Source organism: Shinella sp. GW821-FHT10F02 (assembly GCF_058809275.1).
Map to the genome: position 1 here is coordinate 301618 of NZ_JBXASL010000007.1, position 26202 is coordinate 327819.

The 26202-nt window shown below is 64.5% G+C and carries 22 protein-coding genes and 1 riboswitch; of the genes, 6 read left to right on the forward strand and 16 right to left on the reverse strand.

Going from position 1 to position 26202, the window contains the following annotated elements:
• Nucleotides 1-87: 87 nt before the first annotated feature.
• Nucleotides 88-2271 (reverse strand): catalase/peroxidase HPI, encoded by a 2184-nt coding sequence (gene katG / locus AC1RWL_RS22745; protein ID WP_493096033.1) that lies wholly within the window; start codon nucleotides 2269-2271, stop codon nucleotides 88-90.
• 150 nt (nucleotides 2272-2421) lie between these two features.
• On the opposite strand from katG, the gene AC1RWL_RS22750 reads away from it, so the two are divergent.
• Entirely contained in the window at nucleotides 2422-3336 is a 915-nt protein-coding gene (locus AC1RWL_RS22750; protein WP_493096032.1) for a hydrogen peroxide-inducible genes activator, read from the forward strand.
• A 3-nt stretch (nucleotides 3337-3339) separates the two neighbouring features.
• On the opposite strand, the gene AC1RWL_RS22755 is transcribed toward AC1RWL_RS22750, so the two are convergent.
• Nucleotides 3340-3774 (reverse strand): Lrp/AsnC family transcriptional regulator, encoded by a 435-nt coding sequence (locus tag AC1RWL_RS22755; protein WP_256119645.1) that lies wholly within the window; start codon nucleotides 3772-3774, stop codon nucleotides 3340-3342.
• A gap of 126 nt (nucleotides 3775-3900) precedes the next feature.
• Here AC1RWL_RS22755 and AC1RWL_RS22760 point away from each other — a divergent pair, with 126 nt between their 5' ends.
• Nucleotides 3901-6951, forward strand: a complete 3051-nt coding sequence (locus AC1RWL_RS22760; RefSeq protein ID WP_493096031.1) for an aminotransferase class III-fold pyridoxal phosphate-dependent enzyme — start codon at nucleotides 3901-3903, stop codon at nucleotides 6949-6951.
• Nucleotides 6952-7050: 99 nt separating this feature from the next.
• Nucleotides 7051-8058, forward strand: coding sequence for an amino acid ABC transporter substrate-binding protein (locus AC1RWL_RS22765; RefSeq protein WP_493096030.1), 1008 nt, complete (start codon nucleotides 7051-7053; stop codon nucleotides 8056-8058).
• A gap of 47 nt (nucleotides 8059-8105) precedes the next feature.
• On the opposite strand, the gene nrdF is transcribed toward AC1RWL_RS22765, so the two are convergent.
• The 5 genes from nrdF to AC1RWL_RS22790 form a co-directional block, all read right to left on the reverse strand.
• Nucleotides 8106-9095, reverse strand: a complete 990-nt coding sequence (gene nrdF / locus AC1RWL_RS22770) for a class 1b ribonucleoside-diphosphate reductase subunit beta (RefSeq protein ID WP_493096029.1) — start codon at nucleotides 9093-9095, stop codon at nucleotides 8106-8108.
• A 14-nt stretch (nucleotides 9096-9109) separates the two neighbouring features.
• Complete coding sequence (gene nrdE / locus AC1RWL_RS22775; RefSeq protein ID WP_493096188.1) at nucleotides 9110-11257, reverse strand: class 1b ribonucleoside-diphosphate reductase subunit alpha; 2148 nt, start codon at nucleotides 11255-11257, stop codon at nucleotides 9110-9112.
• Nucleotides 11254-11649, reverse strand: a complete 396-nt coding sequence (gene nrdI, locus AC1RWL_RS22780; RefSeq protein WP_493096028.1) for a class Ib ribonucleoside-diphosphate reductase assembly flavoprotein NrdI — start codon at nucleotides 11647-11649, stop codon at nucleotides 11254-11256. Before nrdI ends, nrdE begins: the two co-directional genes overlap by 4 nt.
• 10 nt (nucleotides 11650-11659) lie before the next feature.
• A complete protein-coding gene (gene nrdH / locus AC1RWL_RS22785; protein ID WP_256119640.1) occupies nucleotides 11660-11881 on the reverse strand; it encodes a glutaredoxin-like protein NrdH in 222 nt (73 codons plus the stop codon).
• A gap of 265 nt (nucleotides 11882-12146) precedes the next feature.
• Nucleotides 12147-12363: riboswitch (cobalamin riboswitch) on the reverse strand.
• A 98-nt stretch (nucleotides 12364-12461) separates the two neighbouring features.
• Nucleotides 12462-13703, reverse strand: a complete 1242-nt coding sequence (locus AC1RWL_RS22790) for an aromatic ring-hydroxylating oxygenase subunit alpha (RefSeq protein WP_493096027.1) — start codon at nucleotides 13701-13703, stop codon at nucleotides 12462-12464.
• 247 nt (nucleotides 13704-13950) lie between these two features.
• Here AC1RWL_RS22790 and AC1RWL_RS22795 point away from each other — a divergent pair, with 247 nt between their 5' ends.
• Nucleotides 13951-14424 carry a hypothetical protein gene (locus AC1RWL_RS22795; RefSeq protein WP_493096026.1) on the forward strand — a complete coding sequence of 158 codons (474 nt, stop codon included), beginning with the start codon at nucleotides 13951-13953 and terminating at the stop codon, nucleotides 14422-14424.
• 47 nt (nucleotides 14425-14471) lie between these two features.
• On the opposite strand, the gene putA is transcribed toward AC1RWL_RS22795, so the two are convergent.
• The gene (putA, locus tag AC1RWL_RS22800; protein WP_493096025.1) at nucleotides 14472-18158 is read right to left on the reverse strand and encodes a trifunctional transcriptional regulator/proline dehydrogenase/L-glutamate gamma-semialdehyde dehydrogenase; all 3687 of its coding nucleotides are present in this window, start codon (nucleotides 18156-18158) and stop codon (nucleotides 14472-14474) included.
• 178 nt (nucleotides 18159-18336) lie between these two features.
• Between putA and AC1RWL_RS22805 the strand changes: the two genes are divergently transcribed.
• Nucleotides 18337-18810: an Lrp/AsnC family transcriptional regulator gene (locus AC1RWL_RS22805; RefSeq protein WP_493096024.1), complete on the forward strand. Its 474-nt coding sequence runs from the start codon at nucleotides 18337-18339 to the stop codon at nucleotides 18808-18810.
• Nucleotides 18811-18816: 6 nt separating this feature from the next.
• Here the strand turns inward: AC1RWL_RS22805 and AC1RWL_RS22810 are convergent, their stop codons facing one another.
• Nucleotides 18817-19251, reverse strand: a complete 435-nt coding sequence (locus AC1RWL_RS22810; RefSeq protein ID WP_493096023.1) for a PACE efflux transporter — start codon at nucleotides 19249-19251, stop codon at nucleotides 18817-18819.
• A 93-nt stretch (nucleotides 19252-19344) separates the two neighbouring features.
• On the opposite strand from AC1RWL_RS22810, the gene AC1RWL_RS22815 reads away from it, so the two are divergent.
• Nucleotides 19345-20238, forward strand: a complete 894-nt coding sequence (locus AC1RWL_RS22815; protein WP_493096022.1) for a LysR family transcriptional regulator — start codon at nucleotides 19345-19347, stop codon at nucleotides 20236-20238.
• 25 nt (nucleotides 20239-20263) lie between these two features.
• On the opposite strand, the gene AC1RWL_RS22820 is transcribed toward AC1RWL_RS22815, so the two are convergent.
• From AC1RWL_RS22820 to AC1RWL_RS22850, 7 genes are all read right to left on the reverse strand, one after another.
• A complete protein-coding gene (locus AC1RWL_RS22820; RefSeq protein WP_492646343.1) occupies nucleotides 20264-20662 on the reverse strand; it encodes a VOC family protein in 399 nt (132 codons plus the stop codon).
• Between the two features lie 72 nt (nucleotides 20663-20734).
• Nucleotides 20735-21682, reverse strand: coding sequence for a FecR family protein (locus AC1RWL_RS22825; RefSeq protein WP_493096021.1), 948 nt, complete (start codon nucleotides 21680-21682; stop codon nucleotides 20735-20737).
• A gap of 59 nt (nucleotides 21683-21741) precedes the next feature.
• The gene (locus AC1RWL_RS22830) at nucleotides 21742-22293 is read right to left on the reverse strand and encodes an RNA polymerase sigma factor (protein WP_493096020.1); all 552 of its coding nucleotides are present in this window, start codon (nucleotides 22291-22293) and stop codon (nucleotides 21742-21744) included.
• A 219-nt stretch (nucleotides 22294-22512) separates the two neighbouring features.
• Entirely contained in the window at nucleotides 22513-23325 is an 813-nt protein-coding gene (locus tag AC1RWL_RS22835; protein WP_493096019.1) for an ABC transporter ATP-binding protein, read from the reverse strand.
• Nucleotides 23312-24292, reverse strand: coding sequence for a FecCD family ABC transporter permease (locus AC1RWL_RS22840; RefSeq protein WP_493096018.1), 981 nt, complete (start codon nucleotides 24290-24292; stop codon nucleotides 23312-23314). Before AC1RWL_RS22840 ends, AC1RWL_RS22835 begins: the two co-directional genes overlap by 14 nt.
• Nucleotides 24289-25308: a FecCD family ABC transporter permease gene (locus AC1RWL_RS22845; RefSeq protein ID WP_493096017.1), complete on the reverse strand. Its 1020-nt coding sequence runs from the start codon at nucleotides 25306-25308 to the stop codon at nucleotides 24289-24291. The genes AC1RWL_RS22840 and AC1RWL_RS22845 overlap by 4 nt, the downstream gene beginning before the upstream one ends.
• A gap of 11 nt (nucleotides 25309-25319) precedes the next feature.
• Nucleotides 25320-26165, reverse strand: coding sequence for an iron-siderophore ABC transporter substrate-binding protein (locus AC1RWL_RS22850; protein WP_493096016.1), 846 nt, complete (start codon nucleotides 26163-26165; stop codon nucleotides 25320-25322).
• Nucleotides 26166-26202 lie beyond the last annotated feature (37 nt).

A 26202-nucleotide genomic window follows, 5' to 3' on the forward strand; every position in this document is an offset into this window, starting at 1 on the left:
ATGCGACGGCTGGAGGAAAGGAAACAGGCCCGGCGGCGGGCAGGTCGTCAGGGCGCGGGTAAACCGCGCCCTGAACTATATCATCGATCAGACGAGATCGAAGCGGTCGGCGTTCATCACCTTGTTCCAGGCCGAGACGAAGTCCTTGACGAACTTTTCCTTGGCATCGGACGAACCGTAGACTTCGGCGAATGCACGCAGCTGCGAATGCGAGCCGAAGATCAGGTCGACGCGCGTGGCAGTCCACTTGGGTTCGTTCGTCTTGCGATCGCGGCCCTCATAGACGCCCTTCTTGTCGGCGACGGGCGCCCAGACGGTGCCCATGTCGAGCAGGTTGACGAAGAAATCGTTCGTCAGCGCTTCCGGACGGGTCGTGAAGACGCCGTGTTCCGGTTCACCGGCCTTCAGCACACGCAGGCCGCCAAGGAGCACCGTCAGCTCCGGCGCCGTCAGCGTCAGGAGCTGCGCGCGGTCGATGAGCGCCTCTTCCCCCTTCAGGAACTGATGACGGTTGGCGTTCACATAGTTGCGGAAGCCATCGGCGCGCGGCTCAAGGGCTGCGAAGGATGCGGCATCGGTCTGGGCGTCCGACGCATCCGTGCGGCCCGGCGTGAACGGCACGGCGACAGCGTAACCGCCAGCCTTCGCCGCCTTCTCGACGCCGGCCGCACCGGCCAGCACGATCAGGTCCGCGAGCGAGATCTTCTTGCCGCCGCTCTGCGCCGCGTTGAAGTCTGCCTGGATGCCTTCGAGCACGCCCAGAACCTTGGCGAGCTGCGCCGGCTGGTTGACCTCCCAGTCCTTCTGCGGCGCAAGGCGGATGCGCGCGCCATTGGCGCCGCCGCGCTTGTCGGAACCGCGGAAGGTCGAGGCCGACGCCCAGGCGGTGGAGACCAGTTCCTGCACCGAGAGGTCGGTGGCGAGAACGCGCGCCTTGAGATCGGCGACGTCCTTGTCGTCGACCAGCGGATGATCAACGGCCGGGACGACGTCCTGCCAGATCAGGTCTTCCGCCGGCACTTCCGGACCGAGGTAGCGGGCCTTCGGGCCCATGTCGCGGTGGGTCAGCTTGAACCAGGCACGCGCGAAGGCATCGGCGAACTGGTCCGGGTTTTCGAGGAACCGGCGCGAGATCTTCTCGTAGATCGGGTCGAAGCGCAGCGCGAGGTCGGAGGTGAGCATCTTCGGCAGGTGCTTCTTCGTGGAATCGAAGGCATCCGGGATCGTGGCGCCGGCACCCTTCGCGACCCACTGGTGCGCGCCGGCCGGGCTCTTTTCCAGTTCCCATTCATAGCCGAACAGGTTCCAGAAGAAGTTGTTGCTCCACTTGGTCGGCGTCGAGGTCCAGGTGACTTCGAGGCCGCTGCCGATCGCATCCGTGCCGACGCCCGAATTGAACGTGCTCTTCCAGCCGAGGCCCTGCGCTTCGAGTGCGCCGCCTTCCGGGTCGATACCGACAAACGACGCGTCACCGGCACCGTGCGTTTTGCCGAAGGTGTGGCCGCCGGCGATCAGCGCCACGGTCTCTTCGTCGTTCATCGCCATGCGGGCGAAGGTGTCGCGGATGTCGCGGGCGGATGCCAGCGGATCGGGATTGCCGTTCGGGCCTTCCGGGTTGACGTAGATGAGGCCCATCTGCACGGCGCCGAGCGGTTCTGCCAGCTCGCGTTCGCCGCTATAGCGCTCGTCGCCGAGCCAGGTGCCTTCCGGACCCCAGTAGAGTTCTTCCGGCTCCCAGACGTCGGCGCGGCCGCCGGCGAAACCGAAGGTCTTGAAGCCCATGGATTCGAGCGCGACGTTGCCGGTGAGGATGAGAAGGTCGGCCCAGGAGATCTTGTTGCCGTATTTCTGCTTGATCGGCCAGAGCAGGCGGCGGGCCTTGTCGAGGTTGACGTTGTCCGGCCACGAGTTGAGCGGCGCGAAACGCTGCTGGCCCTGGCCGGCGCCGCCGCGGCCGTCGGTGATGCGGTAGGTGCCGGCTGAGTGCCAGGCCATGCGGATGAACAGGCCGCCGTAATGGCCGAAGTCGGCCGGCCACCACTCCTGCGAATCCGTCATCAGGGCGGTGAGGTCCTGCTTGACGGCATCGAGGTCGAGCGTCTTGAAGGCCTCTGCATAGTCGAACCCCTTGCCGAGGGGATCGGAAAGATTGGAGTGCTTGTGAAGAACCTGCACGTCCAGCTGGTCCGGCCACCAGTCGCGGTTCGATCTGGCTTTCGGTGCCGCATGGGCGACGGGACACTTGCCCGCGGTGTCAGTTTTCTGGTCCATGATTCTCTCCTGTTGTTTCCTGGGCCTGCCGCTCGGGGCAGCCTTGCGAAGGCTTGAGGAGAAGCCTGTGCCCTCCCCTTGATACCTTCTTATCGGAAGCCTGCGATAATTTTAAGTTGGATTTACTGATCGCCGCGATAAGCTAAGATTATGACCAACCTTACACTGAAACAGCTACGCTATTTTGAAGCCCTGGCGCGCCATGGCCGGTTCCGCCATGCGGCCGATGCCTGTGCGATTTCCCAGCCGGCATTGTCCATGCAGATCAAGGAGCTGGAAGAGGAACTCGGCAACGACCTCTTCGAGCGCAGCGCCCGCGAGGTGAAGCTGACCGCCTTCGGCCAGACCTTTGCCATGCGGGTGCGCGGCATCCTGCGCGCCGTCGACGAGCTTGGCGACCTTGCCCGCGCCTCGCGCACGCCGTTCCTGTCGCGCCTGCGTATCGGCATCATCCCCACCGTCGCGCCCTACCTTTTGCCCGCCATCATAAACGATCTGAACAAAACCTTCGACGGCATCCAGATCGAGGTGCGCGAGACGATGACGGCAAAGCTGATCCAGGAACTCGGGCAGGGCGATCTCGACATGGCGATCGTCGCCCTCCCCGTCTCGGAACCTTCGCTCACCGAACTCAAGCTGTTCGAGGAGGAATTCGTACTGGTGCGCCATCGGGAGGACGAGGGCAAGCCGACGCCCGAGCCCGACAAGCTGCGCGAAATGCGCCTGCTGCTCTTGGAAGAAGGCCATTGTTTCCGCGATCAGGCGCTGTCCTTCTGCCGCATCGGCTCGGCGCGGCCGCGCGAGGTGATGGAGGGCAGTTCGCTGTCCACGCTCGTGCAGATGGTCGGCGCCGGCATCGGCATCACGCTGATCCCGGAAATGGCGGTGCCGGTGGAAACCCGCTCGGCGCAGGTCTCGATCGCCCGCTTCCAGAGCCCGCGGCCCGCCCGCACCATCGGCATGATCTGGCGCAACTCGACACCGCTCGCAAAGCAGCTTCTTGAGATTTCCGAGGTGGTGCGCCGCTCGTGCGACGCCATGCGCGAGCGCTGTGGGCCGCTGTAGCGATCAGCTGCGCTCGATATCCCGCCGCAGCACGATGGAGGTGGTGAGGTCCTCGACATTGTCCATGGTCGAGACCTCGTTGCGCAATTCGTTGAGCGCATTGATCGAGCCGACCTCGACTTCCACCACCAAATCGAGCTGGCCGCTGACGGAAGAGACCTTGCGCACGGCCGAAAAGCCCGCGAGGCGATCGAGTACGCCGATCGAGGGTGTGCGTTTCAGGGTGACGAGCAGGAAGGCCTGAACCTGCCCGTCATCGAGCTGGCCGATATCGGCGCGGTAGCCGCGGATGATGCCGGCCTTTTCCAGCCGACTGACGCGTTCGGTGGTGGCGCTGCGCGAAAGCCCGATCCGGCCGGCAAGCGACTTCATGGGGATGCGCGCCTCCTTCGACAGGATGCTGAGGATCGTCCGGTCGATGGCGTCCGTATCCTGCATGGCCCCTCCTCCAATCCCGCCGACAAGATGACGGTTATTATAAACAGAGTGCCGGCACAACCGGCATAATGCCGGATGCGCCCAACCGCCTCCCGTGCAACTCTTGTCGCCACGAAGAGGATTGCCATGAACGACATGCTGAAGACGACACCGGATTTTTCCATCGAGGCCGCAGCCGCGCTACTTTCCGAGCATTACGGGCTTTCCGGCACGCTCTCGCCGCTCGCCAGCGAGCGCGACCAGAATTTCAAGGTGGAAACAGCGGATGGAACCTTCATCCTGAAGATCGTCAACGCCGCCGAGCCGGAGGTCGAGAGCGACTTCCAGACGGCGCTACTCGCCCATGTCACCGCGCATGCCGGCGATTTGCCGGTGCCGCATATCCGCCCGACGCTTTCCGGTGCAAGCCTTGGCCGCACCACCAGCCAGCACGGCGTCGACCACCGCATCCGGCTGGTCGGCTGGGTCGTCGGCCAGCCGCTTGCCGAAACGGACCGCAGCGATGCCGCACTCGTATCGCTCGGCCGCATGCTCGGCCGCTTCGATGCGGCGCTGAAGGGTTTCATGCATCCTGGCGCGCTGCGCGATCTCGACTGGGACATCCGAAAGGCCGGCCACTCGGCCGAACGCCTGCAACACGTCGCCTCCGCCGAAGACCGGGCCCTGCTGGAACGCTTCCTCAAGCGTTTTGCGTCCCTCGCCCCGCGCCTGGCGAAATTGCGCGCCGCCGTCATCCACAATGATGCCAACGACTGGAACGTTCTGGTCGACAGCGCGAATCACGACCGCATTTCCGGCCTGATCGACTTCGGCGACGCGCTACATGCGCCTGTGATCGCCGAGGTGGTGATCGCCGCCGCCTATGCCGGTCTCGACCATGCCGACCCGATCGGCGCCGCCGCCGCCATCGCCCGCGGCTTCCACGCCGAATATCCGCTGCTGGAAGAGGAAATCGACCTCCTCTACGACCTCATCGCCATGCGCCTCGTCACCTCCGTGACGATCTCCGCCTCGCGCCGCAGCCACACGGAAGACAACCCCTACCTCGCCATCAGCGAGCGTCCCGCCTGGACGCTGCTGCGCAAGCTCGATCGTATGAACCCGCGCTTCGCGACTGCCATTCTGCGCAAGGCCTGCGGCTTCGAGGCAGCGCCCGGCGCGCATGCCGTTGCCGACTGGATCGCGAAGAACCGCAAATCGCTTGCCCCCCTGCTGGAACGCCCGGCCGCCACCTACCCCGCCGCCCTCGTGCCCTATGGCGACCCGCAGCATCCGATGACCGTCAAATCCGCCGCCGAACAGCCGGACGAGGCGCAGGCGATCTGGGAGGCCAATTGCCGGGAAAACGGTATCGCGCTCGGCATCGGCCCCTTCGGCGAGGCGCGCACCGTCTATGCAGGCGACATGTTCGTCTCGCGCTTCATCGAAAACACCCGCCGCACCCATCATCTCGGCCTTGACCTCTTCATGCCCGCCGGCACGAAGGTCTTCACGCCGCTGCCGGCGACCGTCGTCAGCGTCGAGATCGAGCAGGACCCGCTCGGCTACGGTTGCCTGATCGCGCTCAGCCACGAACCGGAAGGCTGCCCGCCCTTCGTCTCGCTCTGGGGCCACCTCGCCCATGAGGCCATGCAGCGCCTCAAGGCCGGTGACCGGCTGGATGCCGGCGTCCTTGTCGGAGAAATGGGCGCGCCTGCGGAAAACGGCGGCTGGGCGCCGCACCTGCACCTCCAGCTTTCCACTGACACCAACCTCTCCGCCACGGAAATCCTCGGCGTCGGCGAACCGCGCTATCTCGACGTCTGGGGGGAACTCTTTCCGGATGCCCGCACCTTCGCCGGCATCGCCGAGGAATTCTACGAACGGCACGGCCGGTCGCACGACGAGATCGTCAAGCTGCGGCACGAGCTGCTGCTGCCAAACCTCTCCATCTCCTACGACAAGCCGATCAAGTTTGTGCGCGGCGAGGGCGTCTGGCTGATCGACGACAGCGGCCGGGCCTATCTCGATTGCTTCAACAATGTCTGCCACATCGGCCACGCCCACCCGACCGTCGTCGAAGCGATGGCGAAACAGGCGGCGACGCTCAACACCAACACCCGCTACCTGCACGACAATATCGTCGCCTATGCCGAGCGGCTGACGGCAACACTGCCGAAGGAGCTGACGGTCGCCGGCTTCGTCAACAGCGGCTCGGAGGCCAACAGTCTGGCCTTGCGCATGATGCGCGCGCATACGGGACGCGAAAACGCGATCGTGCTCGACTGGTCCTATCACGGCACGACGCAGGAGCTGATCGACATCAGCCCCTACAAGTTCCGCCGCAAGGGCGGCAAGGGGCCGAAGCCACACATCCATGTGGCGGCTATCCCCGATAGCTACCACGCACCGGAGGACTGGCCGATCGAGGAGCACGGCAAGCGTTTTGCCGAAAGCGTCGCCGAACTGATCGCAGCGATGCAGGCAAAAGGCGAAGCCCCCGGCTTCTTCATCGCGGAATCGATCCCGAGCGTCGCCGGCCAGGTCTTCCTGCCGAACGGCTATCTCAAGGAGGTCTACCGCCTGGTGCGCGAGGCCGGGGGTGTGTGCATCGCCGACGAAGTGCAGGTCGGTTTCGGTCGCGTCGGCAGCCACTGGTGGGCCTTCGAGACGCAGGGCGTCGTGCCCGACATCGTCACCATGGGCAAGCCGATCGGCGACGGCCATCCGCTGGCGGCGGTGGTGACCACACGAGAGGTCACCGACAGCTTCAACAACGGCATGGAATATTTCAACACCTTCGGCGGCAACCCGGTCTCCTGCGCCGTCGGCCTCGCCGTGCTCGACGTCATCGAAAGCCAGGATTTGCGCGGCAACGCGCTCACCATCGGCAACCACCTGATGGACGCCTTCCGCGACATGCAGAAGCGCTACGACGTGATCGGCGACGTGCGCGGCCTCGGCCTGTTCCTCGGCATCGAGCTGGTGACCGACCGCAGAACCAAAGCGCCCGCCACGGATTTCGCCCGCGCCGTCTCCAATGGTGCGCGCCGCCGCGGCGTGCTGATGGGCACCGAAGGCCCGCATGATAACGTGCTCAAGATGCGCCCACCGATGATCTTTTCGAAACGCGACGCCGATCACTTGATCGCCGTGCTCGAGGAAACCTTCGCCGACGTCGCAAGAACGCTCGGCTAAGGCGAACCGCACCACCGCTCAAAACCTGTCAGCCGGGAGGCACACCTCCTCCCGGACGCGACCACGCATGCCGAAAAATCAACCAAGGAGGAGAACCACATGAGGATGACAATTCTAGCCATGATCGCCGCTGGCCTTGCCGCCGGCACAGCACATGCAGGCACGTTCGACGTCATCAAGGAGCGCGGCGAGGTGCGCTGCGGCGTCAGCCAGGGCGTGCTCGGCTTTTCCGTGCCCGACAAGACCGGCGTCTGGAGCGGTTTCGACGTCGATTTCTGCCGCGCGATCGCCGCTGCGACGCTCGGAAATCCGGACAAGGTCGCCTATGTGCCGCTGTCCACCAAGGATCGCTTCACGGCGCTGCAATCGGGTGAAGTGGACCTGTTGTCGCGCCAGACGACGTGGACGCTGTCGCGCGATACCGACCTCGGCATGAGCTTCGTCGGCGTCAATTATTATGACGGCCAGGCCTTCATGATCAACAAGGACGTCGGCGTGAAGAGCGTCAAGGAGCTCTCCGGTGCCTCCGTCTGCACGGAAACCGGCACGACGACCGAGCAGAACATGGCCGACTATTTCAGCGCCAACAAGATCGAATACCAGGTCATCGCCTTCGAGAAGCCGGACCAGACGATCCAGGCCTTCAACACCGGCCGCTGCGACGTCTATTCCACCGACGCCTCGGCCCTCTATTCGCAGCGCCTGACGCTCAACGATCCGGAACGTTTCATCGTTCTGCCCGAGGTGATCTCCAAGGAGCCGCTCGGCCCGGCCGTGCGCCAGGGCGACGATCAATGGTTCAAGATCGTGCGCTGGACGCTGTTCGCGCTGGTCGAGGCGGAGGAGATGGGCATCGGCAAGGAAAACGTCGCCTCGCTTCTCGAAAGCGGCACCGTCGCCCAGAAGCGTTTCCTCGGCATCGACAACGAGGCCGGCAAGACGCTCGGCCTCGATCCGAAATGGGCGTACCAGGCGGTCTCGGCCGTCGGTAACTACGGCGAAATCTTCGAACGCCACCTTGGCAAGGACAGCCCGCTCAAGATCGACCGCGGCCTCAACCGGCTGTGGAACGACGGCGGCCTGATGTACGCCCCGCCCGCCCGCTAAGGACGCGGGACGAACGCCGCGGGGTCGAACCCGCGGCGTTTTGCCGATCAGAAATCCCAGTCCGCATCCTCGGTCGCCACCGCCTTGCCGATGACATAGGACGAGCCAGATCCCGAGAAGAAGTCATGGTTCTCGTCGGCATTCGGCGAGAGCGCGGAGAGGATGGCGGGATTGACCTTGCAGGCTTCCGGCGGGAAGAGCGCCTCGTAACCGAGGTTCATCAGCGCCTTGTTGGCGTTGTAGTGCAGGAATTTCTTGACGTCCTCGGTCAGCCCGACGCCGTCATAGAGCGCCTCGGTATATTTCGCCTCGTTGTCGTAGAGTTCGAGCAGCAGGTCGAAGGCAAAGTCCTTGATTTCCTGCCGGCGCTCCTCCGAAAGAGGCTCCAAAGCACGCTGGAACTTGTAGCCGATATAGTAGCCATGCACGGCCTCGTCGCGGATGATGAGGCGGATCATGTCGGCGGTGTTGGTGAGCTTGGCGCGGCTCGACCAGTACATCGGCAGGTAGAAGCCGGAATAGAACAAAAAACTTTCGAGAAAGACGCTGGCGACCTTCTTCTTCAGCGGATCGGCGGAGGCGTATTGCTCCATGATCAGCGCGGATTTCCGCTGCAAAAACTCGTTTTCCTCCGACCAGCGATAGGCGTCGTCGACATCCGGCGTCGAGCACAGGGTAGAGAAGATCGAGGAATAGGAGCGTGCATGCACCGCCTCCATGAAGGCGACGTTGGAGAGCACGGCCTCCTCATGCGGCGTGGCGGCGTCTTCCATCAGCCGCACGGAGCCGACACCGTTCTGGATCGTGTCGAGCAGGGTCAGCCCGGTGAAGACGCGGATGGTGAGCTGCTGCTCCTCCGGCCGCAGGGTCGCCCAGGAGGGGATGTCGTTGGAGAGCGGCACCTTTTCCGGCAGCCAGAAGTTTCCGGTGAGCCGGTTCCAGACTTCGAGGTCCTTGTCGTCCTCGATGCGGTTCCAATTGATGGCGCGCACGGCGGCGGCTGCCTTCGGGGCCTTGGTCTTCACTTGGATGTTCATGGTCTTCCCCGATGTCACAGCGCGCAGGAAACGCAGCCCTGCACTTCCGTGCCGGACAGCGCCATCTGGCGAAGGCGGATGTAGTAGATGGTCTTGATGCCCTTCTTCCAGGCGTAGATCTGCGCCCGGTTGATGTCGCGCGTCGTCGCCGTGTCGCGGAAGAACAGCGTCAGCGACAGACCCTGGTCGACATGCTGGGTCGCCGCCGCATAGGTGTCGATGATCTTCTCCGGGCCGATCTCGTAGGCGTCCTGATAGTAATCGAGATTGTCGTTCGTCATGAAGGCCGCCGGGTAATAGACGCGGCCGATCTTGCCTTCCTTGCGGATCTCGATCTTCGAGACGATCGGGTGGATCGAGGAGGTCGAGTGGTTGATATAGGAGATCGAGCCCGTCGGCGGCACGGCCTGGAGGTTCTGGTTATAGAGCCCGCCATCCATGACGGCCTTCTTCAGTTCCAGCCAGTCCTCCTGTGTCGGGATATGGATGCCGGCCTCCTCGAAAATGCCCCGCACCTTCTCCGTCGCCGGCAGCCATTCGGCCTCGGTGTATTTGTCGAAATACTCGCCGGAGGCGTATTTCGAATTCTCGAAACCCTTGAAGCTGACGCCCTTTTCGACCGCCAGGCGGTTGGAGGCGCGCACGGCGTGGTACGTCACGGTGTAGAAATAGATATTGGTGAAATCGATGCCTTCTTCCGAGCCATAAAAAATGCGCTCGCGGGCGAGATAGCCGTGCAGGTTCATCTGGCCAAGGCCGATGGCGTGGCTGTCGTCATTGCCTTTCTCGACGGAGGGAACCGAGGAGATATGGCTCATCTCGGAGACCGCCGTCAGCGCGCGGATCGAGGTCTCGATCGTCTGGCCGAAGTCGGGTGAGTCCATGGCCGCTGCAATGTTGAGCGAGCCGAGATTGCAGGAAATGTCCTTGCCCATTTTCGAATAGGACAGGTCGTCGTTGAACTCGCTCGCCTCGCTCACCTGCAGGATCTCCGAGCAGAGATTGCTCATCGAGATGCGCCCGGCGATGGGATTCGCACGGTTCACCGTGTCCTCGAACATGATGTAGGGATAACCGCTCTCGAACTGGATTTCGGCGATGACCTGGAAGAAGTCGCGCGCCTTGATCTTCTTCTTCTTGATGCGGGCGTCCTCGACCATCTCGCGGTACTTTTCCGTCACCGATATCTCGCTGAAGGCCACGCCATAGACGCGCTCCACGTCATGCGGCGAGAACAGGTACATGTCCTCGTTGTTCTTCGCGAGCTCGAAGGTGATGTCGGGGATGACCACGCCGAGCGACAGGGTCTTGATGCGGATCTTCTCGTCGGCATTTTCGCGCTTGGTGTCGAGGAAGCGCATGATGTCCGGGTGGTGGGCGTTGAGATAGACCGCGCCCGCACCCTGCCGCGCGCCAAGCTGGTTGGCGTAAGAGAAAGAATCCTCCAGCAGCTTCATCACCGGAATGACACCGGAGGACTGGTTTTCGATCTGCTTGATCGGCGCGCCCATCTCGCGAAGGTTGGTCAGCGACAAAGCCACCCCACCGCCGCGCTTGGAAAGCTGGAGCGCCGAATTGATCGAGCGGCCGATGCTCTCCATGTTGTCTTCGATGCGCAGCAGGAAGCACGAGACCAGCTCGCCACGCTGCTTCTTGCCGGCATTGAGGAAGGTCGGCGTCGCGGGCTGGAAGCGGCCGGAAATGACCTCGTCGACGAGGTCGCGGGCCAGCGCCTCGTTGCCGCGGGCCAGCGCCAGCGCCACCATGCAGATGCGGTCCTCGTAACGCTCCAGATAGCGCTTCCCGTCAAAGGTCTTCAGCGTATAGGACGTGTAATATTTGAAGGCGCCGAGGAAGGTCGGGAAGCGGAACTTCTTGTCATAGGCGTGGTCGAACAGATCGCGCACGAAGTTGAACGAATACTGGTCCAGCACCTCCTGCTCGTAATAGCCTTCCGTCACCAGATATTCGAGTTTCTCCCGAAGATTATGGAAGAACACGGTGTTCTGGTTGACGTGCTGGAGGAAATATTGCTTGGCCGCGAGCCGGTCCTTGTCGAGCTGGATTTTTCCTCCCTCGTCATAAAGGTTCAGCATCGCATTGAGGGCGTGGTAATCCAGCGCCGTGATTTCCGGGACCTTCGCCGGCTTGTCGAGCGTCATCGTGTCCAAAATCGTTCCAATCCGTCTTTGACATTGGCGACGTCCTCCGCGGTGCCCAGAAGCTCGAAGCGGTAGAGATACGGCACCCCGCATTTGGCGGAGATGACATCGCCGGCGATCCCGAAGGTCGCGCCGAAATTGCTGTTGCCCGCGGCAATCACGCCGCGAAGGTGCGACCGGTTGTCCGCATCGTTGAGGAAGCGGATCACCTGCTTGGGCACGGCGCCTTTCCCGTCCTCGCCGCAATAGGTCGGCACGACGAGCACGAAGGGTGCTGCGGCCTTCAGCGCCTCATCGGCGCGAAGGGGAATGCGGGCGGCGGAAAGGCCGAGCTTGGCGACGAAGCGATGGGTGTTTTCCGACCGCGTGGAAAAATAGACGAGATCGCCCATCGCCCGAAGCTCAGGCGAGCGCGCTGATCATGTCGGGGCGGAAGCCGGCCCAATGCTGCTCGCCGGCAACCACCACCGGAACCTGCCGGTAACCGAGGCCCTGGACGAGCGCGAAGGCGTCGCTGTCCTCGGAAATATCGACGACGCTGTAATCGATGCCCTGGCGGTCGAGCGCGCGGGTGGTCGCGGTGCACTGGACGCAGGCGGGCTTGCTGTAAACGGTGATGGACATGGTTTTCCTCGTGACTTGGCAATTGGACATGGGGCAATCGGGCATGGGAAATCGTCCGGTCATCCGCCGATGGCCGTGCGATGGACTGGGAATGGATCAGGCAGCCGCAGGCGTGCAGCCGGGATTACCGCCTACTCGCGCGGATATGCTGGAAACTGTATCGACATGGACTTCACCCCGAAGCAATTCATGCGGGGGCCATTCGGGAAACGACAGGGCGGCATCATTCCGCAACCCACCGTTCGCCTGCCGGGCACCCCGCCCGTGGACGTTCATGCGCGAGGCAGGTCTCCTGGCTTGCGGGTCGGCGCATCCGTTCACCTTCCCAAGGCATTTGCGCCCCAGTGGCTTATCGAACGAACGCTCGCCGCTTACAGTTGCGGGGGCAGCTCCGGATTGACAGGACCATCATGGCCCCACCGGATTCCCGTCTTAGCTTCCGATCCTCTCGAATCGGAAGAACCTCGAACACAAGATATAGTAGACGAGGTAAAAAATGCGTCAACAACTATGATGTGTCGCCGCAATATCGCTTGGGGATAAGGAAGGCGCATGCCGGAAAATCCGGCACGCCCAAGGCTTACGCCCTGCCGTTCGGCCGGCTGATCTCGTCCAGATACCAGTCGATATAGCGCAGCTCGTTCTGCTCCATCGGCGCGATCGGACCGGGCACGAAATAATGCGACTGCACGCCGCGCGCCGTGTGCTCGATGATCGCCTTGTCTTCCGCCGTCGTGACCTTCCAGAGCCAGGTGAGCTTTTCGAGGTCGTAATCCGTGCCCTCTTCCGCCTTGCCGTCGACGAGCCAGATCAGCTCCATCTCGCAGCTCTGCGCGGTCTTGGGGATGAAGCGGTAGATCATGCCGTGGTCGGGATAACAGACGAGGAAGGTCGTGCCGCCGAGATGGATGGAGGTGACGCCGCCGTCGAAATCGGAAAAGCGGCCCATCAGCGGCGCGACCGCCGTGCCGTCCTCGCTGCCGCTCTGCACACCGTCATAAAGCGCATAGCGGAAGGCATGGATCGCCTCGCGGCCCTCGCGCGACGTCTGCCAATGGTTGCCGGAGCCGACCTCGATGCCGAGCGCGCAGGTGCGCTCCTCCATCGCGGCGTTCAACGCCTCGATCATGTGCAGCGGCTGCTCCAGCGCGTGGGTCTGCGAATATTCCGGATGCGCCGGGCCGCAATGGTAACACTCGACATAGTTTTCCACGGCGAGCTTCCAGTTGGCATCGACCGGATAGGTTTCGCGGTGCGCGATCTTCGCGCTCGCCCAGCCATATTGCCCGCAGGTCGCATGCAGCAGGCGCTCCACCTCGGAAAAATCGAGCGGCTCGTCGGCAAAGGAGATGAAGATCAGCCCCTCGACGACGCGCACATGCAGCGTCTTCAGCCCATGGTCCTCGCGCTTGAAATCCTTCGGCATCAGGCGGGCGGCCCGCAGGCTGCCGTCATTGCCGTAGGTCCAGGCGTGGTAGGGACAGACGAAGACGCGCGCATTGCCCTTCTGCTTGGTGCAGACTTCCGCCCCGCGATGGCGACAGACGTTGAGGATCGCATTGATCGAGCCATTCGCCGCCCGGGTGACGATCACCTGCTCGGTATCGATGCGGAAAACCTCGAAATCGTTGATGTTCGGAATGACGCTCTCATGCGCGATGCAATGCCAGTGGCGGCGAAACACCCGCTCCATGTCGCGCTGGTAGATGTCCGGATCCTGGTAGAACGCGCGGGCGAGGCCGTGCCCCGGCCGATGGTCCGCCACAAGGCGGTCGATACGGTCGGCGATGTTGTCGATTACGGCTTCGGCGATATGTGCCATACCAGCGGACCCCTCAATGGCTTTTTCTCGCGGCAGTATCCAGAGGATAAAACCTCCCGGCAAGATGACCGGAAGGCCACGATTAATCGACATAGTCGATTAGCGCCCCCGCGGACGCCACGCGCCCGCCGCGTCCCGATGGCCCACATTTCGCGAATTTCGACAGGGCCTCGGCCGTCTCTATGATAGGTCTGCGCGTTCCGGGCAAAGCCCAGGGGCACATTCCACCGGGCCGGCAGAGGTGCACATGTTTCGAATTCTGTACCAGGGCGACATCTTCGCCGACTATTTCCAGATTTACCTGCGCGACGAAGCGCATGCGGACCTGCCCGACGACTACACGGAAGAGACGATCGCGTGCCACCTCATGGCCGGGCCGCATGCCGTCATCCTTCACACCGTGCGCAAAATGATGGTGCCGGTCTGCGTCGAATGGCACCAGCAGCGCCCGGACCTCGATCTCGACAGCCACCAGCACGTCGTCGAGGCGGGCATCGCCTGCCCGTCGGGCCAATTGGTGCTTGCCGGCATGACCGAAAACGAAATGGACTCTCCGCGGCTTGCCGTGAAGGCGGGTCCGCTCGGCATTCGCGCCAGCCTCGCCGGCCTCGACACGCTCAGCACCGACGGGCTGGAAGGCGACGACCGTTACCTCTTGCAGCTTTGGCCCGGGGTGGAGGCGAAAGGCGTGCGGGTGCTGAAGGCCTGGCAGACGGCCTAGGATCGCTACCGCCCTCTCGCGGCGGTAGCGGCTTTGCAAAAGAGGCTTTAGCCGATGCTCATCAGGCTAGCATTTCCGCCGGCGGCGGCCGTGTTGATCGAGGTCGAGACCTCTTCGAGCAGCCAGTTCAGGCAATAGGCTTCGCTGCCCGCCTGGATTTCCTGCGTGGAGGCGGCCTGCGTCAGGACGAGCGGACCCGGCAACGTCGCGATGCGGCGCGCAGCCTCGACAACCCTGTCGCCATCCCCTTCGATCAGCGCACCCGCGTAAGGGCCATCGGCCGCCCAGTCGGTCGACCAGGTGATGAGGGCGGCAAGGCTCGCCGGCAGATCGGTCAGGCTGGCCTTGAGGCCGGAGGCCGCATCGATCACCGCCTTGTTGCCCGTGGCGAGAACGGCGCCGAGCTGGGCGAGCAACCCCTCTTCCGTCGCTGGAACGAGGAGGATGCGGCCGCGCGGGTGGAGCGAATAGAGGTTGCGCTCGCCGACGGGGCCGGGGAGTTCGAGGTCGAGCCCGAGTGCCGAATTGCTGCCGAGATCGCGCACGCGATCCGCCAGTTCGGCCTTGCCCTTGCCGCGCAGCCATTGCGCGAAATCGGTCACGGCCGGCTGGAGATGCACGGACGAATGCTGCGGCGGCACCGGCGGCGTCTGCACGAGGCGGCCGATATAGAGCGGTCCGCCGGCTTTCGGGCCGGTGCCGGAAAGCCCCCGCCCGCCAAACGGCTGCACGCCGACGATGGCGCCGATGATGTTGCGGTTCACATAGATATTGCCCGCCTTCACGCGGCTGGTGACATGGGCGATCGTCTCGTCGAGACGCGTGTGCAGGCCGAAGGTCAGGCCGTAGCCGGTGGCGTTGATGTCGTCGATCAGGCGATCGACATCTTCGCGCTTGAAGCGGATGACATGCAGGACCGGGCCGAACACCTCGCGCTCCAGATCGGCAAGCGATTGCAGCTCGATGATGGTGGGCGAGACGAAGGTGCCGCGCGCGGCTTCCGCCGGCAGAGCCACCTGCTCGACCTTGCGGCCGCGGGCGCGCATCTTTTCGATATGCCCCTCGATCGTCTGCTTGGCTTCCGCCGTGATGACCGGCCCGGTATCGACGTTCAGCCGGTCGGTGCGGCCGATCTTGAGTTCCGCGAGCGCGCCCTTCAGCATGGTCAGCGTCCGGTCGGCGACGTCTTCCTGGAGGCAGAGCACGCGCAGCGCCGAGCAGCGCTGGCCGGCGCTGTCGAAGGCGGATGCGATGACATCCGCCACCACCTGTTCGGCAAGCGCCGACGAATCGACGATCATCGCATTCTGCCCGCCGGTTTCGGCGATCAGCGGAATGGGTTTTCCCGAGGACGACAGGCGCCCCGCAAGCTCCTTCTGGATGAGGCGGGCAACCTCCGTCGAGCCGGTGAACATCACGCCCGCCGTCTCCGGGGCACCAACGAGGGCGGCGCCCACGCGGCCATCACCTGGCAGCAATTGCAGCGCGCCGGCCGGAATGCCGGCCTCGTGCAGGATGCGCACGGCCTCCGCGGCGATCAGCGGCGTCTCTTCCGCAGGCTTCGCCAGTACCGGATTGCCGGCGACGAGGGCGGCGGCAATCTGGCCGGAAAAAATCGCCAGCGGGAAATTCCACGGGCTGATGCAGACGATGGGGCCGAGCGGCTGGTGGGCGGCGCCGAGCGTGCGGCGCGCCTGTTCCGCATAATAACGCAGGAAGTCGATCGCCTCGCGCACTTCGGCAATGGCATTGGCCGCCGACTTGCCGGCCTCGCGGATGGCAAGGCCGATCAGCGTCGAAATCTTGGCCTGCATCAGGTCGGCGGCGCGGTCGAGGCGGTCGCCACGCTCGCGCGGCGGCACGGCGGCCCATTCGGACGCGGATGCCAGCGCCAGCTTCGCGGCCTTCGCCACGCCCTCGCTGGAGGCTTCCGTCACATAGCCGACGACATCGGACTGGTCGGCTGGGTTGAGCACCGCCCGCTTTTCGCCATCGCTGGAGCCGTCCGCGATCTGCGGCACGGCCTGCCATTCCACGGCGGCGGTCCTGGCGAGGTCCTGCGCCAGCGCTGCGAGCACCGTCTCGTTCGACAGGTCGAGACCGGCGGAGTTCAACCGGCCCTTGCCGTAGAGCTCTGCCGGAAGGGCGATCCGGTCATGTTTACCGCCCGGCACCGGCATGGCGCGAACGACGGCGGCCGGATCGGCGATCAGCTCATCGACCGAGATGGCCGGATCGGCAATGCGGTTGACGAAGGAGGAGTTCGCGCCGTTTTCGAGCAGGCGGCGGACGAGATAGGCAAGCAGCGTCTCATGCGTGCCGACCGGCGCATAGATGCGGCACGGCCGATTGAGCTTTTCCGCGCCGACCACTTCGTCATAAAGCGGCTCGCCCATGCCATGCAGGCACTGGAACTCATATTGCCCGACGCGGAAATCCGGGCCGGCGAGCTGGTAGATCGTGGCCAGCGACTGGGCATTGTGCGTTGCGAACTGCGGGAAGACCGCGTCCGTCGCCGCCAGCAGCTTTTTCGCGCAGGCGATGTAGGAGACATCCGTGTGGATCTTGCGCGTATAGACCGGGAATTCCTCCAGGCCGTCGAGCTGCGCGCGCTTGATCTCGGCATCCCAATAGGCGCCCTTGACGAGGCGCACCATGATGCGGCGGCTGGAGCGGCGGGCGAGATCGATGATGAAATCGAGCACGAAGGGGCAGCGCTTGCCGTAGGCCTGCACCACGAAGCCGACGCCATCCCAGCCCGTCAAAGCGGGATCGTAGCAAAGCTCTTCGAGCAGGTCGAGCGACAGTTCCAGCCGGTCGGCCTCTTCGGCATCGATATTGAGGCCGATATTGTAGGATTTTGCGATCGCCGCCAGCGCCTTCACCTTGGGTAGCAGCTCACCCATCACGCGCCCGGCCTGGGCGCGCACGTAGCGCGGATGCAGTGCCGAAAGCTTGATCGAAATGCCGGGGCCGTCATAGATGCCGCGGCCGGCGGATGCCTTGCCGATGGCATGGATGGCGTTCTCGTAGTCGCGGTAGTAGCGCTCCGCATCGGCAGCCGTCGTCGCCGCCTCGCCGAGCATATCGTAGGAGTAGCGGAAACCCTTGCGCTCCATGGCGCGCGAGTTGCGCAGCGCCTCGTCGATCGTCTCGCCGGTGACGAACTGCTCGCCCATCATGCGCATGGCCATGTCGACGCCGCGGCGGATGACCGGCTCGCCGCAGCGGGCGATGAGGCGCGTGAGTGCGGCGGAAAGGCCGCGGTCGTTCACCGTCGAGGTCAGCTTGCCGGTGACGACGAGGCCCCAGGTCGCGGCATTGACGAAGAGCGAGCGACCGCCCCCCATATGCGACTTCCAATCGCCTTCGGAAATCTTGTCACGGATCAGTGCGTCGCGGGTGGCGTTATCGGGAATACGCAGCAGCGCTTCGGCAAGGCACATCAGCGCGACGCCCTCCTGGCTGGAGAGCGAATATTCATGCACCAGCCCCTCGACGCCGGAGCCCTTGTGCTTGGCGCGCAGCGCCACGATCAGCTTGCGGGCCGTTTCGCGGATGCGGGCAATCACTTCGTCCGGCAGTGTCGCCTGGTCGAGAAGCGGCCGCACGGCCTCCACCTCGGGAATGCGATAGGCGGCGGTGATGCGCTGCCGCAGTTCGCTCTGCGCCCGGATGGGCGGTGCGAAATCGGCGAAAGCGGGCGTGTTGTGTTCGTTTGCAGACTGGACCATTTTCATCACCATCTCGGGCTATCGGCCATTCCATCCGAGCGCAGAATACATCGCCTGCCGGCGCATTCCACCCTCGTGGCGCTGGCCGGGAACATAGTGGATTGCTACGAGACTTTCTCACCAATATAAGGCTTCAAACGAGAACTATCTCCAAATGAATCCTGATTTGGTGGCCTTAATGTCCAAAGCAAAGCAACTTTTTAGTGAAATCGATGCGATCGACCGGAAAATCCTCGACCTTCTCGTTGAAAATGCACGCATTTCCATCACCGAAATGTCGGAAATCGTCGGCCTTTCGAAGACCCCGTGCACGCTGCGCCTGCAGCGCCTGATCAACGACGGCTATATCGACGGCTTCCGCGCTGTGCTCAATCCGAAGAAGCTCGGACTGGACCATGTCGCCTTCGCGGAGGTCAAGTTGTCCGACACGAAGGAGGCAGCGCTCATCGCCTTCAACAATGCGGTGCGCAAGATCAAGGAAGTCGAGGAGTGCCACATGATCGCCGGCCGCTTCGACTACCTGATCAAGATCCGCACCTCCGATATCCGCAGATACCGGGAGGTGCTGGGCGAGAAGATTTCGAGCCTGCCGAATGTCGCAAGCACCTCCACCTCCGTCGCGATGGAATCCATCAAGGAAAGCGGCCGCTGATATCCGTCAGGCCGGCTGCGCGGCCTGCGGCACCGGGAAGACCCGGTCATAGGCGAGATTGTAGGCGAAGGTGTAGACCACGTAGAAGCCGACGATCGCCATGTCCATCATCAGCGCCTGCCACACGGTGATGCCGAGATACCAGGCGATCGGCGGAATGAGGATGGCGAGCAGGCCGCCCTCGAACAGCAGCACATGCACCATGCGCGCCTTCAGGCTCTTGCGGGTATGGCCGACGAACCGCAGCATCGCGTGGTCGAAGCCGAGATTGTAGACGAAGTTCCACAGCGTCGCGATGGTCGCCGAGACGACGCCGACGACGCCCATATGGCCGACCGGCTGGTTGAACAGCGCCGCCGCGACGGGAACGAAGATCGCGAGGCCGAACGCCTCGAAGAGGACCGCATGACGGACGCGATCGGGGAAAGTGCGCATGGACATGACGCTTATCCTTTTGTTGTTTTCGTTGACTTGCGCGCTTTCTATCTCAATATCGCCGATTATAAAGTTAGCTACTATCCGGATTTGAGATAGATGACCGTTTCGATGGAACAGCTGGAGGCCTTCGCGGCGGCCGCCGAGCATGGCTCCTTCTCCGCCGCCGGCCGGGCGCTGCGCAAGGTGCAGTCGGCGATCAGCGTGCTGGTGTCGAGCCTGGAGGACGATCTCGGCGTCCAGCTCTTCAGTCGCGCCTCACGCAATCCTGTCCTCACGCCGGCCGGCGAACGGCTGCTGGCGGAAGCGAAGGTCATCCTCGATCGCCGCGAGCACCTGATCGGCGTCGCGGCCAGTTTCGAGGCCCATGTGGAAACGCGCCTGGTCGTCGCCATCGACGAGCTCTATCCGGAGCGGGCGCTGGGCACGCTCTTTGCGGAATTCGCCGAGCGGTTTCCCCATGTCGAGCTGGAGCTGCTGTTCCCGATGATGGAGGATGTCAGCCGGCTGGTGCTCGACGGCAAGGCCGATATCGGGGTGATGTGGCGGCAGGAGACACTGCCGGCTGCCCTCGCCTTCCACACGATCGGCTGGGTGCCGCTGAAACTGGTCTGCGGCCGGAACCATCCGCTCGCCGGGACGGCGGTCGACTGGGAGGAGCTGAAACGCCATCGCCAGCTGATGGTCGCCGTGCGCAGCGAAGGCCCGGAGAAGCAGCGCCTGCGCACCGCCGCGGAAGTCTGGTGGGTGGAAAGCCACTGGGTGATCCTGCAAATGGTCAAGCAGGGCATCGGCTGGGCGCTAGTGCCGGACCATATTATCGACTATTCGCCGGTCATCGACGATCTCGTGACGCCCGCCCTCCAGTTCGACGACGCAGACTGGCCGGTCGCCCTGGAAATGGTTTGGCACAAGCAGAAACCAAGCGGCCCGGCCGCCGAATGGCTGCGCGAGCGCTTCGCCTCCACGCGCATCAACACCACGCCGGGATAAGGGCCGCAGGAGTGCGGCCCTCGCCTCACCGCCCGTCGCTGAACTGCACGAGATCCCAGAGATTGCCGTAGAGATCCTCGAAGACCGCCACCGTGCCGTAATCCGCCTGCTTCGGCGCGCGCACGAAGCGGATGCCCCGCTCGGTATAGAGCGCGTGATCGCGCCAGAAATCGTCGGTGGACAGGAAAAGGAAGACCCGCCCGCCCGCCTGGTTTCCGATGAAGGCCTCCTGGTTGGCGGCAGAGGCGCGCGCCAGAAGCAGCGACGTGTTGCCGCCGCGCGGCCGCACCACCACCCAGCGCTTGTCCTGCTCGGGCTGGTAGCTGTCCTCGACCAGCTCGAAGCCGAGCTTTTCGACATAGAAGGCGATGGCCTCGTCGTAGTCGCGGACGACGAGCGCTATATGCGCGATGCTGTGCTTCATTCCGGCTCCGGCGGCAGGGGTATTGGCCCGGCAGATCAGCACGAGTTTCCGGCGGATGCCATCGTTTTCTAGCTAGCGCACGACGATCAGCGGCCCGATGCGGTGTGTGCGCACGTTCAGCGCCGTGCGGAGGAATTGCAGGGCGGCATCCGTATCCGTCACCGACAGTGTGCCACTGACACGGCGGCTCAACAGGGCATTGCTGCCAATGACGATGCGGCCGGGGAAATGCCGAGCGATCTCCTCGATCACATAAGAAAGCGGCGCATTGTCGAGCGAAAGCTGGCCGCGCCGCCAGGCAAGCGCGGTCACGCCGTCGGCCTTGCGCACGTCGCTGACCCCGGTGTCCTCGGCATAGGAGACCTGCTCGCCCTCCTCCAGGCGCAAAGGCGCGCGCCCGTCCTCGGTGAATTCGACCAGCACGGCATGCTGGGTGACCGTGACGTCGGTTTCCGTCTCGCCCGCACGCACATCGAAGGCCGTGCCGAGCGCCGTGACGCGGGACCGCGCGGTTTCCACCGTGAAGGGACGGGTCGCATCGGGCGCGACCTCGAAGAAGGCCTGGCCGCGCAGGAGGCGCACCGTGCGCCGCTTGCCGCTGAAATCGAAGGCGACGGCGGAGGAGGCGTTGAGCTGCATGGTCGAGCCGTCCGCGAGCGTTACCACGGGCATGTCGCCGGCGCCGGACATCACGTCGGCCTGGAGCCGCATCGGCCCATCGGCCGCGAAGAACAGGGCGCCGGCAGCCGCCAGGACGAGTACCGAGGGCAGCACGACCGAGCGGGCGGGGCGGATTTTCAGCGCGTGCAGGGAGGGTTCCGACTGGATCGCGGTGCGGGCATCGCCGAGCAGGCGCTCGGCCGCCTGGTAGGCGCGACAGTTTTCCGCGTCCCTGTCGAGCCAGCGCCGGAAGGTTGCCTTTTCCGCCTCGGGCTGCGCGGCCTCGCGGTTGCGCAAAAGCCAGTCGGCCGCTTCTCTGTTGCGCTTGCGTTGCGCGGGCGTGAGCCGTCGACCTGGCATGAAAGATCCCGATTGTGCGTCTTATCAAGGAGACGAATGAAAAGACCGTTTTGGGACGTCTATTCCATTTCCATCAGGCGATCGAGGCAATGGCTGAGCGCGCGGCGAAGATGACGGTCGACCATGTTGCGCGAAATGTTGAGCCGTCCGGCGATCTCGTCGGGAGAGAAATGGTGCAGCCGGTGCAGGATGAAGGCGGCGCGGCGGCGGATGGGAAGCTCCGCGATCGCCTGTTTCAGGACGGCGACGCGCGCCTCGATCTCCAGCCCGCGATCGGGCGCGGCGCTGTCGGCAACCACCGCCTGCGCCTCCTGCTCGGAGCCGGAAAACAGCCGCGCCTCGAACTGGTTGCGCCGGAAATGATCGATGCCGAGATTGACGGCGGCACGGCACAGGAAGGCCTTGATCGACCGCTTGTCGCGCAGCACATCCGGCCGCATCGCGAGCTTGACGTAGAGATCATGCACGATCTCGCGCGAGGCACCGCGCGAATGGCCGCCCCGGCCGACGGCCGCGACGATATCGTGATAGTGCGCCTCGATGGCACGATTGAGCAGCTCGGCGCCATCGACGTCGTCGAAGCAGGAGATCGTGCCTCTCGAGGTTGCCATCGCTTCTCTTTCCTGCCGCCAGCTTTGCGGTCCCAGTTTTTCTAATAAACGGGAAAAAACATCGCAAGGGCAATGGCTTAGAAGATGCCAAGCGTGACCGGATAAAACAAGACTACAAAAGTCATGTTTGTCCCTGAATCTGTTGTATCTTTTGGTCTGTCGAGGTGAGGGACGACACCGGTCGGACTAGGCGAGAATTTGCGACGTGTTGCAGCAAGGTCACATCTTCGTTGCGCCGGCTGACGGAACCGGAACGCACATCGGCGTGCCGGTCAGCGGATCGGGCATGACGACGACGGCGACGCCGAAGGCCTCGCTGACGCGCTGCGCGGTGACGACGGCCGCCGGCGCGCCTTCGCCCACGAGCTTTCCGGCCTTCATGAGGACGATGTGATCGGCATGGCGCGCCGCCTGGTTGAGATCGTGCAGCACGGCGACGACAGTTTTTCCGTGATGGCGCACCAGCTCGACCACCAGCTCCATCACGTCGATCTGGTGCGACAGGTCGAGGAAGGTGGTGGGCTCGTCGAGCAGGAGGATATCCGTCTCCTGGGCGAGCGTCATGGCGATCCAGGCGCGCTGGCGCTGGCCGCCGGAAAGGGTCTCCAGCAGTCGCCCGGCGAGATGCGTCGTACCGGTCAGCGCCAGCGCGTTCGCGCAGGCAGCTTCGTCCGCCACCGTCCAGCGGCTGAACAGCGGGCGATGCGGATAGCGCCCCTGCCGCACGAGGTCGCGTACCGTCAGGCCTTCGGGCGCGGATGGGCCTTGCGAAAGCACGCCGATGCGCTTTGCCAAAGCGCGGGCGGAAAACCGGCGGATCTGTTGTCCGTCGAGCAGGATGTGCCCCGATTTGGGTTTCATAAGCCCCGCGAAAGCCCGCAGAAGCGTCGACTTGCCGGAGCCGTTCGGACCGAGCAGCACGGTGAAGAGGCCCGGCTTTATGGTGAGGTCGAGAGCATCGACGACAAGCGTGTGGCCATAGGCGAGGCTCAGGTTTTCGGCACGCAGCCCTTGCGGTTCAGGCGGCGACATGACGACCTCCGCGCAGCAGCCAGGCGAAGAACGGCGCGCCGATCAGGGCGGTGACCAGCCCGGTCGGAAGCTGGGCCGGCGCGATGACGGTGCGCCCGACAAAATCGGCGGCCATCAGCAGCAGCCCGCCGAGCAGCGCCGAAACGGGCAGCACGCCGGCATGGCCGGGGCCGACGAGTTTGCGCGCAAGATGCGGCGCGACCAGACCGACGAAGCCAATCAGCCCGACGGCGGCGACCGTCGCACCTGAAATCAGCGTGCACAGGAGGAGCAGGCTGGCGCGGGTAAGGTCGACGCGCTGGCCGAGGCTGCGCGCCGCATCGTCGCCGAAACGGATGAGATCCAGCTGGCGGAAGGAGAGCCAGGCGAGCGCCATGGGGCCGGCGAGCCAGAAGAGGAGGACGTGGACCTTGTTCCAGTCGGCGCCGTAGACGCTGCCGGCAAGCCAGATCATCGCCCGCTGCACGTCGATCACCCGGCCGAAGACCGTCAGGAAGCTGGTGCCGGCGGCGGCAAGCGAACTGAGGCCAATGCCGACGAGGATGATCCGCAGCGACGACGTGCCCTTGCGCCAGGCAAGCCCGAACACCGCCGCCGCCAGGACCAGCGCGCCGAGGAAGCCCGCCCAGGGCAGAACGCCGGGATGCACGCCGGGAAAGGCGACGATGACGAGGCTGGCGGCGAAGGCGGCACCAGCATTGATGCCGAGAATGCCGGGCTCGGCAAGCGCATTGCGCATCACCGCCTGCGCGATCGCGCCCGCAACGGCAAGCCCCATGCCCGCCAGCATCGCCAGCAGCATGCGTGGCAACCGCAGTTCCAGCACGATGAAACGGGCTTCCGGCGAACCGCTTCCCCGCAGCATCGCGTGCAAATCGGCCCACGCGATGGATTGATCGCCGTAGGCGGACCCGACCAGCAGCAGGCCCGCGGCCAAAAGCAGAAGGCAGGCGACAAGGCGGATCATGCGCCGCTCCTGACACGATAGCGCGCCAGCCACAGGAAGAACGGCGCGCCGATCAGCGCCATGGTGACACCGACGGGCACCGTCAGGTTCGCGAGCACGCTGCGCCCGGCCATGTCGGCAAGAACCAGCAGCATCGCGCCGCCGACCGCGCTGAAGGGAATGAGCCAGCGATAATCGACGCCGACGGTGAGGCGCATGACATGCGGCACGACGAGGCCGGCGAAGCCGACTGGGCCGACCAGCGCCACAGCGCCCCCGGCAAGCAGCACGACGATGGCGAGGTTGAGCGCACGCCAGATCACCGGATCCTGCCCGAGCGATTGCGCCACCTCGGAGCCGAGGCTGAGCGTGGTGAGCTGGCCGCGCAGCAGGAAGGCCGCCGCGAGGCCCACCCCGATATAGGGTGCGACGGCCGCGACCTCGCCCATGGTGCGCCCGGACAGCGACCCCACGGTCCAGAGGCGGACGGTATCGAGCGTCGCCTCGTCGAAGATCAAGAGCGCAGTGGTGAGCGAGGTGAGGAAGGTGCCGACCACCGCACCGGCGAGCACGAGCTTCAGCGGCGTCGCGCTGCCGCCGAGCGAGCCGAGGGTGAAGACGATAAGCGCTGCCGCCGCCGCACCGCCAAAGGCGAACCATATATAGGCCTCCGCCGAACCGAGCCCGAACAGGCCGAGCGCCACGACCACGGCGAAGGCCGCGCCGGCATTGACCCCGAGAAGCCCCGGCTCGGCCAGCGGATTGCGCGTGAGCGCCTGCATGATCGCACCGGCGACGGCAAGCGCCGCGCCGGAAAGCAGGGCGGCGAGGACGCGCGGCAGGCGCAGCATGGTGACGACGAGATGCTCGCGCGATCCATCGAAGGCGAAGATGGCGGCAAAGACCGTGGAGAGGGACAGGGAGCTCGCCCCAAGCATCACGGCCGAGAGCGAGAGCGCGACGAGAAGACAGAAAAGCGCTGCGAGGCCGAACAGCCGCGCCCCCTCGCCTCTCCGGCTTTCCGGGTGTGCGTTCACCGCAACCCCGGTCACGGCGCCGTCAGGATATAGCGCTCGATATCGTCGAGGACCTGGTGCGCCGAGGCGACGCCGTGGAAGCCATTCCACGCCGCCCGGCCGACCCGGTGGGCGCGCCCGGCCTGGACGGCCGGCAGCATCTGCCAGAAGGGATTAGCCGTGACGTCCGCCGCCAGCGCATCGTCTGGCGCGGTATCGTAGCCGCTCACCGCGACATAGAGCAGGATATCGCCGGAAAGCTGCGCCAGTTCCTCCCAGTCCGGCCGTTTGACGACGGCGTCGTCGGTCGTGGTTTCATAATCCGTGCGCCGCACGCCGGCCTCGTGCAGCACCGCGTAGGGCGCATAGGCCGCCGGCCCGTCGAGATAAACGTTGAAGCCGAAGGGGGACAAGCGGACCATCGAGACGCGCTTGTCCGGTACGCGTTTGCGGATATCGGCCAGCCTTGCCTCATAGGCAGCAAGGTCCGCCTCCGCCGCCTCGCTGCGGCCGACGATTTCGGCCAGAAGCCGCACCTGCCGCTTCCAGTCGACATGGTTGATCAACAGGGTCGGCGCGATCTTGGAGGCGGTGTCGTAGCTGCCGGTCTGCACGATGGACGTGCCGATGATGAGATCCGGCTTGAGGGCGACGAGCCTTTCGAGGCTCGGCTGCTTGGCATCGCCGAGATCGACCAGCGACTGGCGCTCCGCCTCGGCCCGGATCGCGTCGTCCTGGATGGCATGGAGGGGTGCCGCGATGACCGGAACCTTCAACTCGAAGAGAATGCCAAGCGCCATCAGCGGATCGAGCACCGCGATGCGCTGGGGATTGGCCGGAACGCAGACGGGCGGCCCGAAAATATCCTGAGAGATCACGCGTCCGTCGCAGGCCGCCGCCCACGAGACCGGCAAA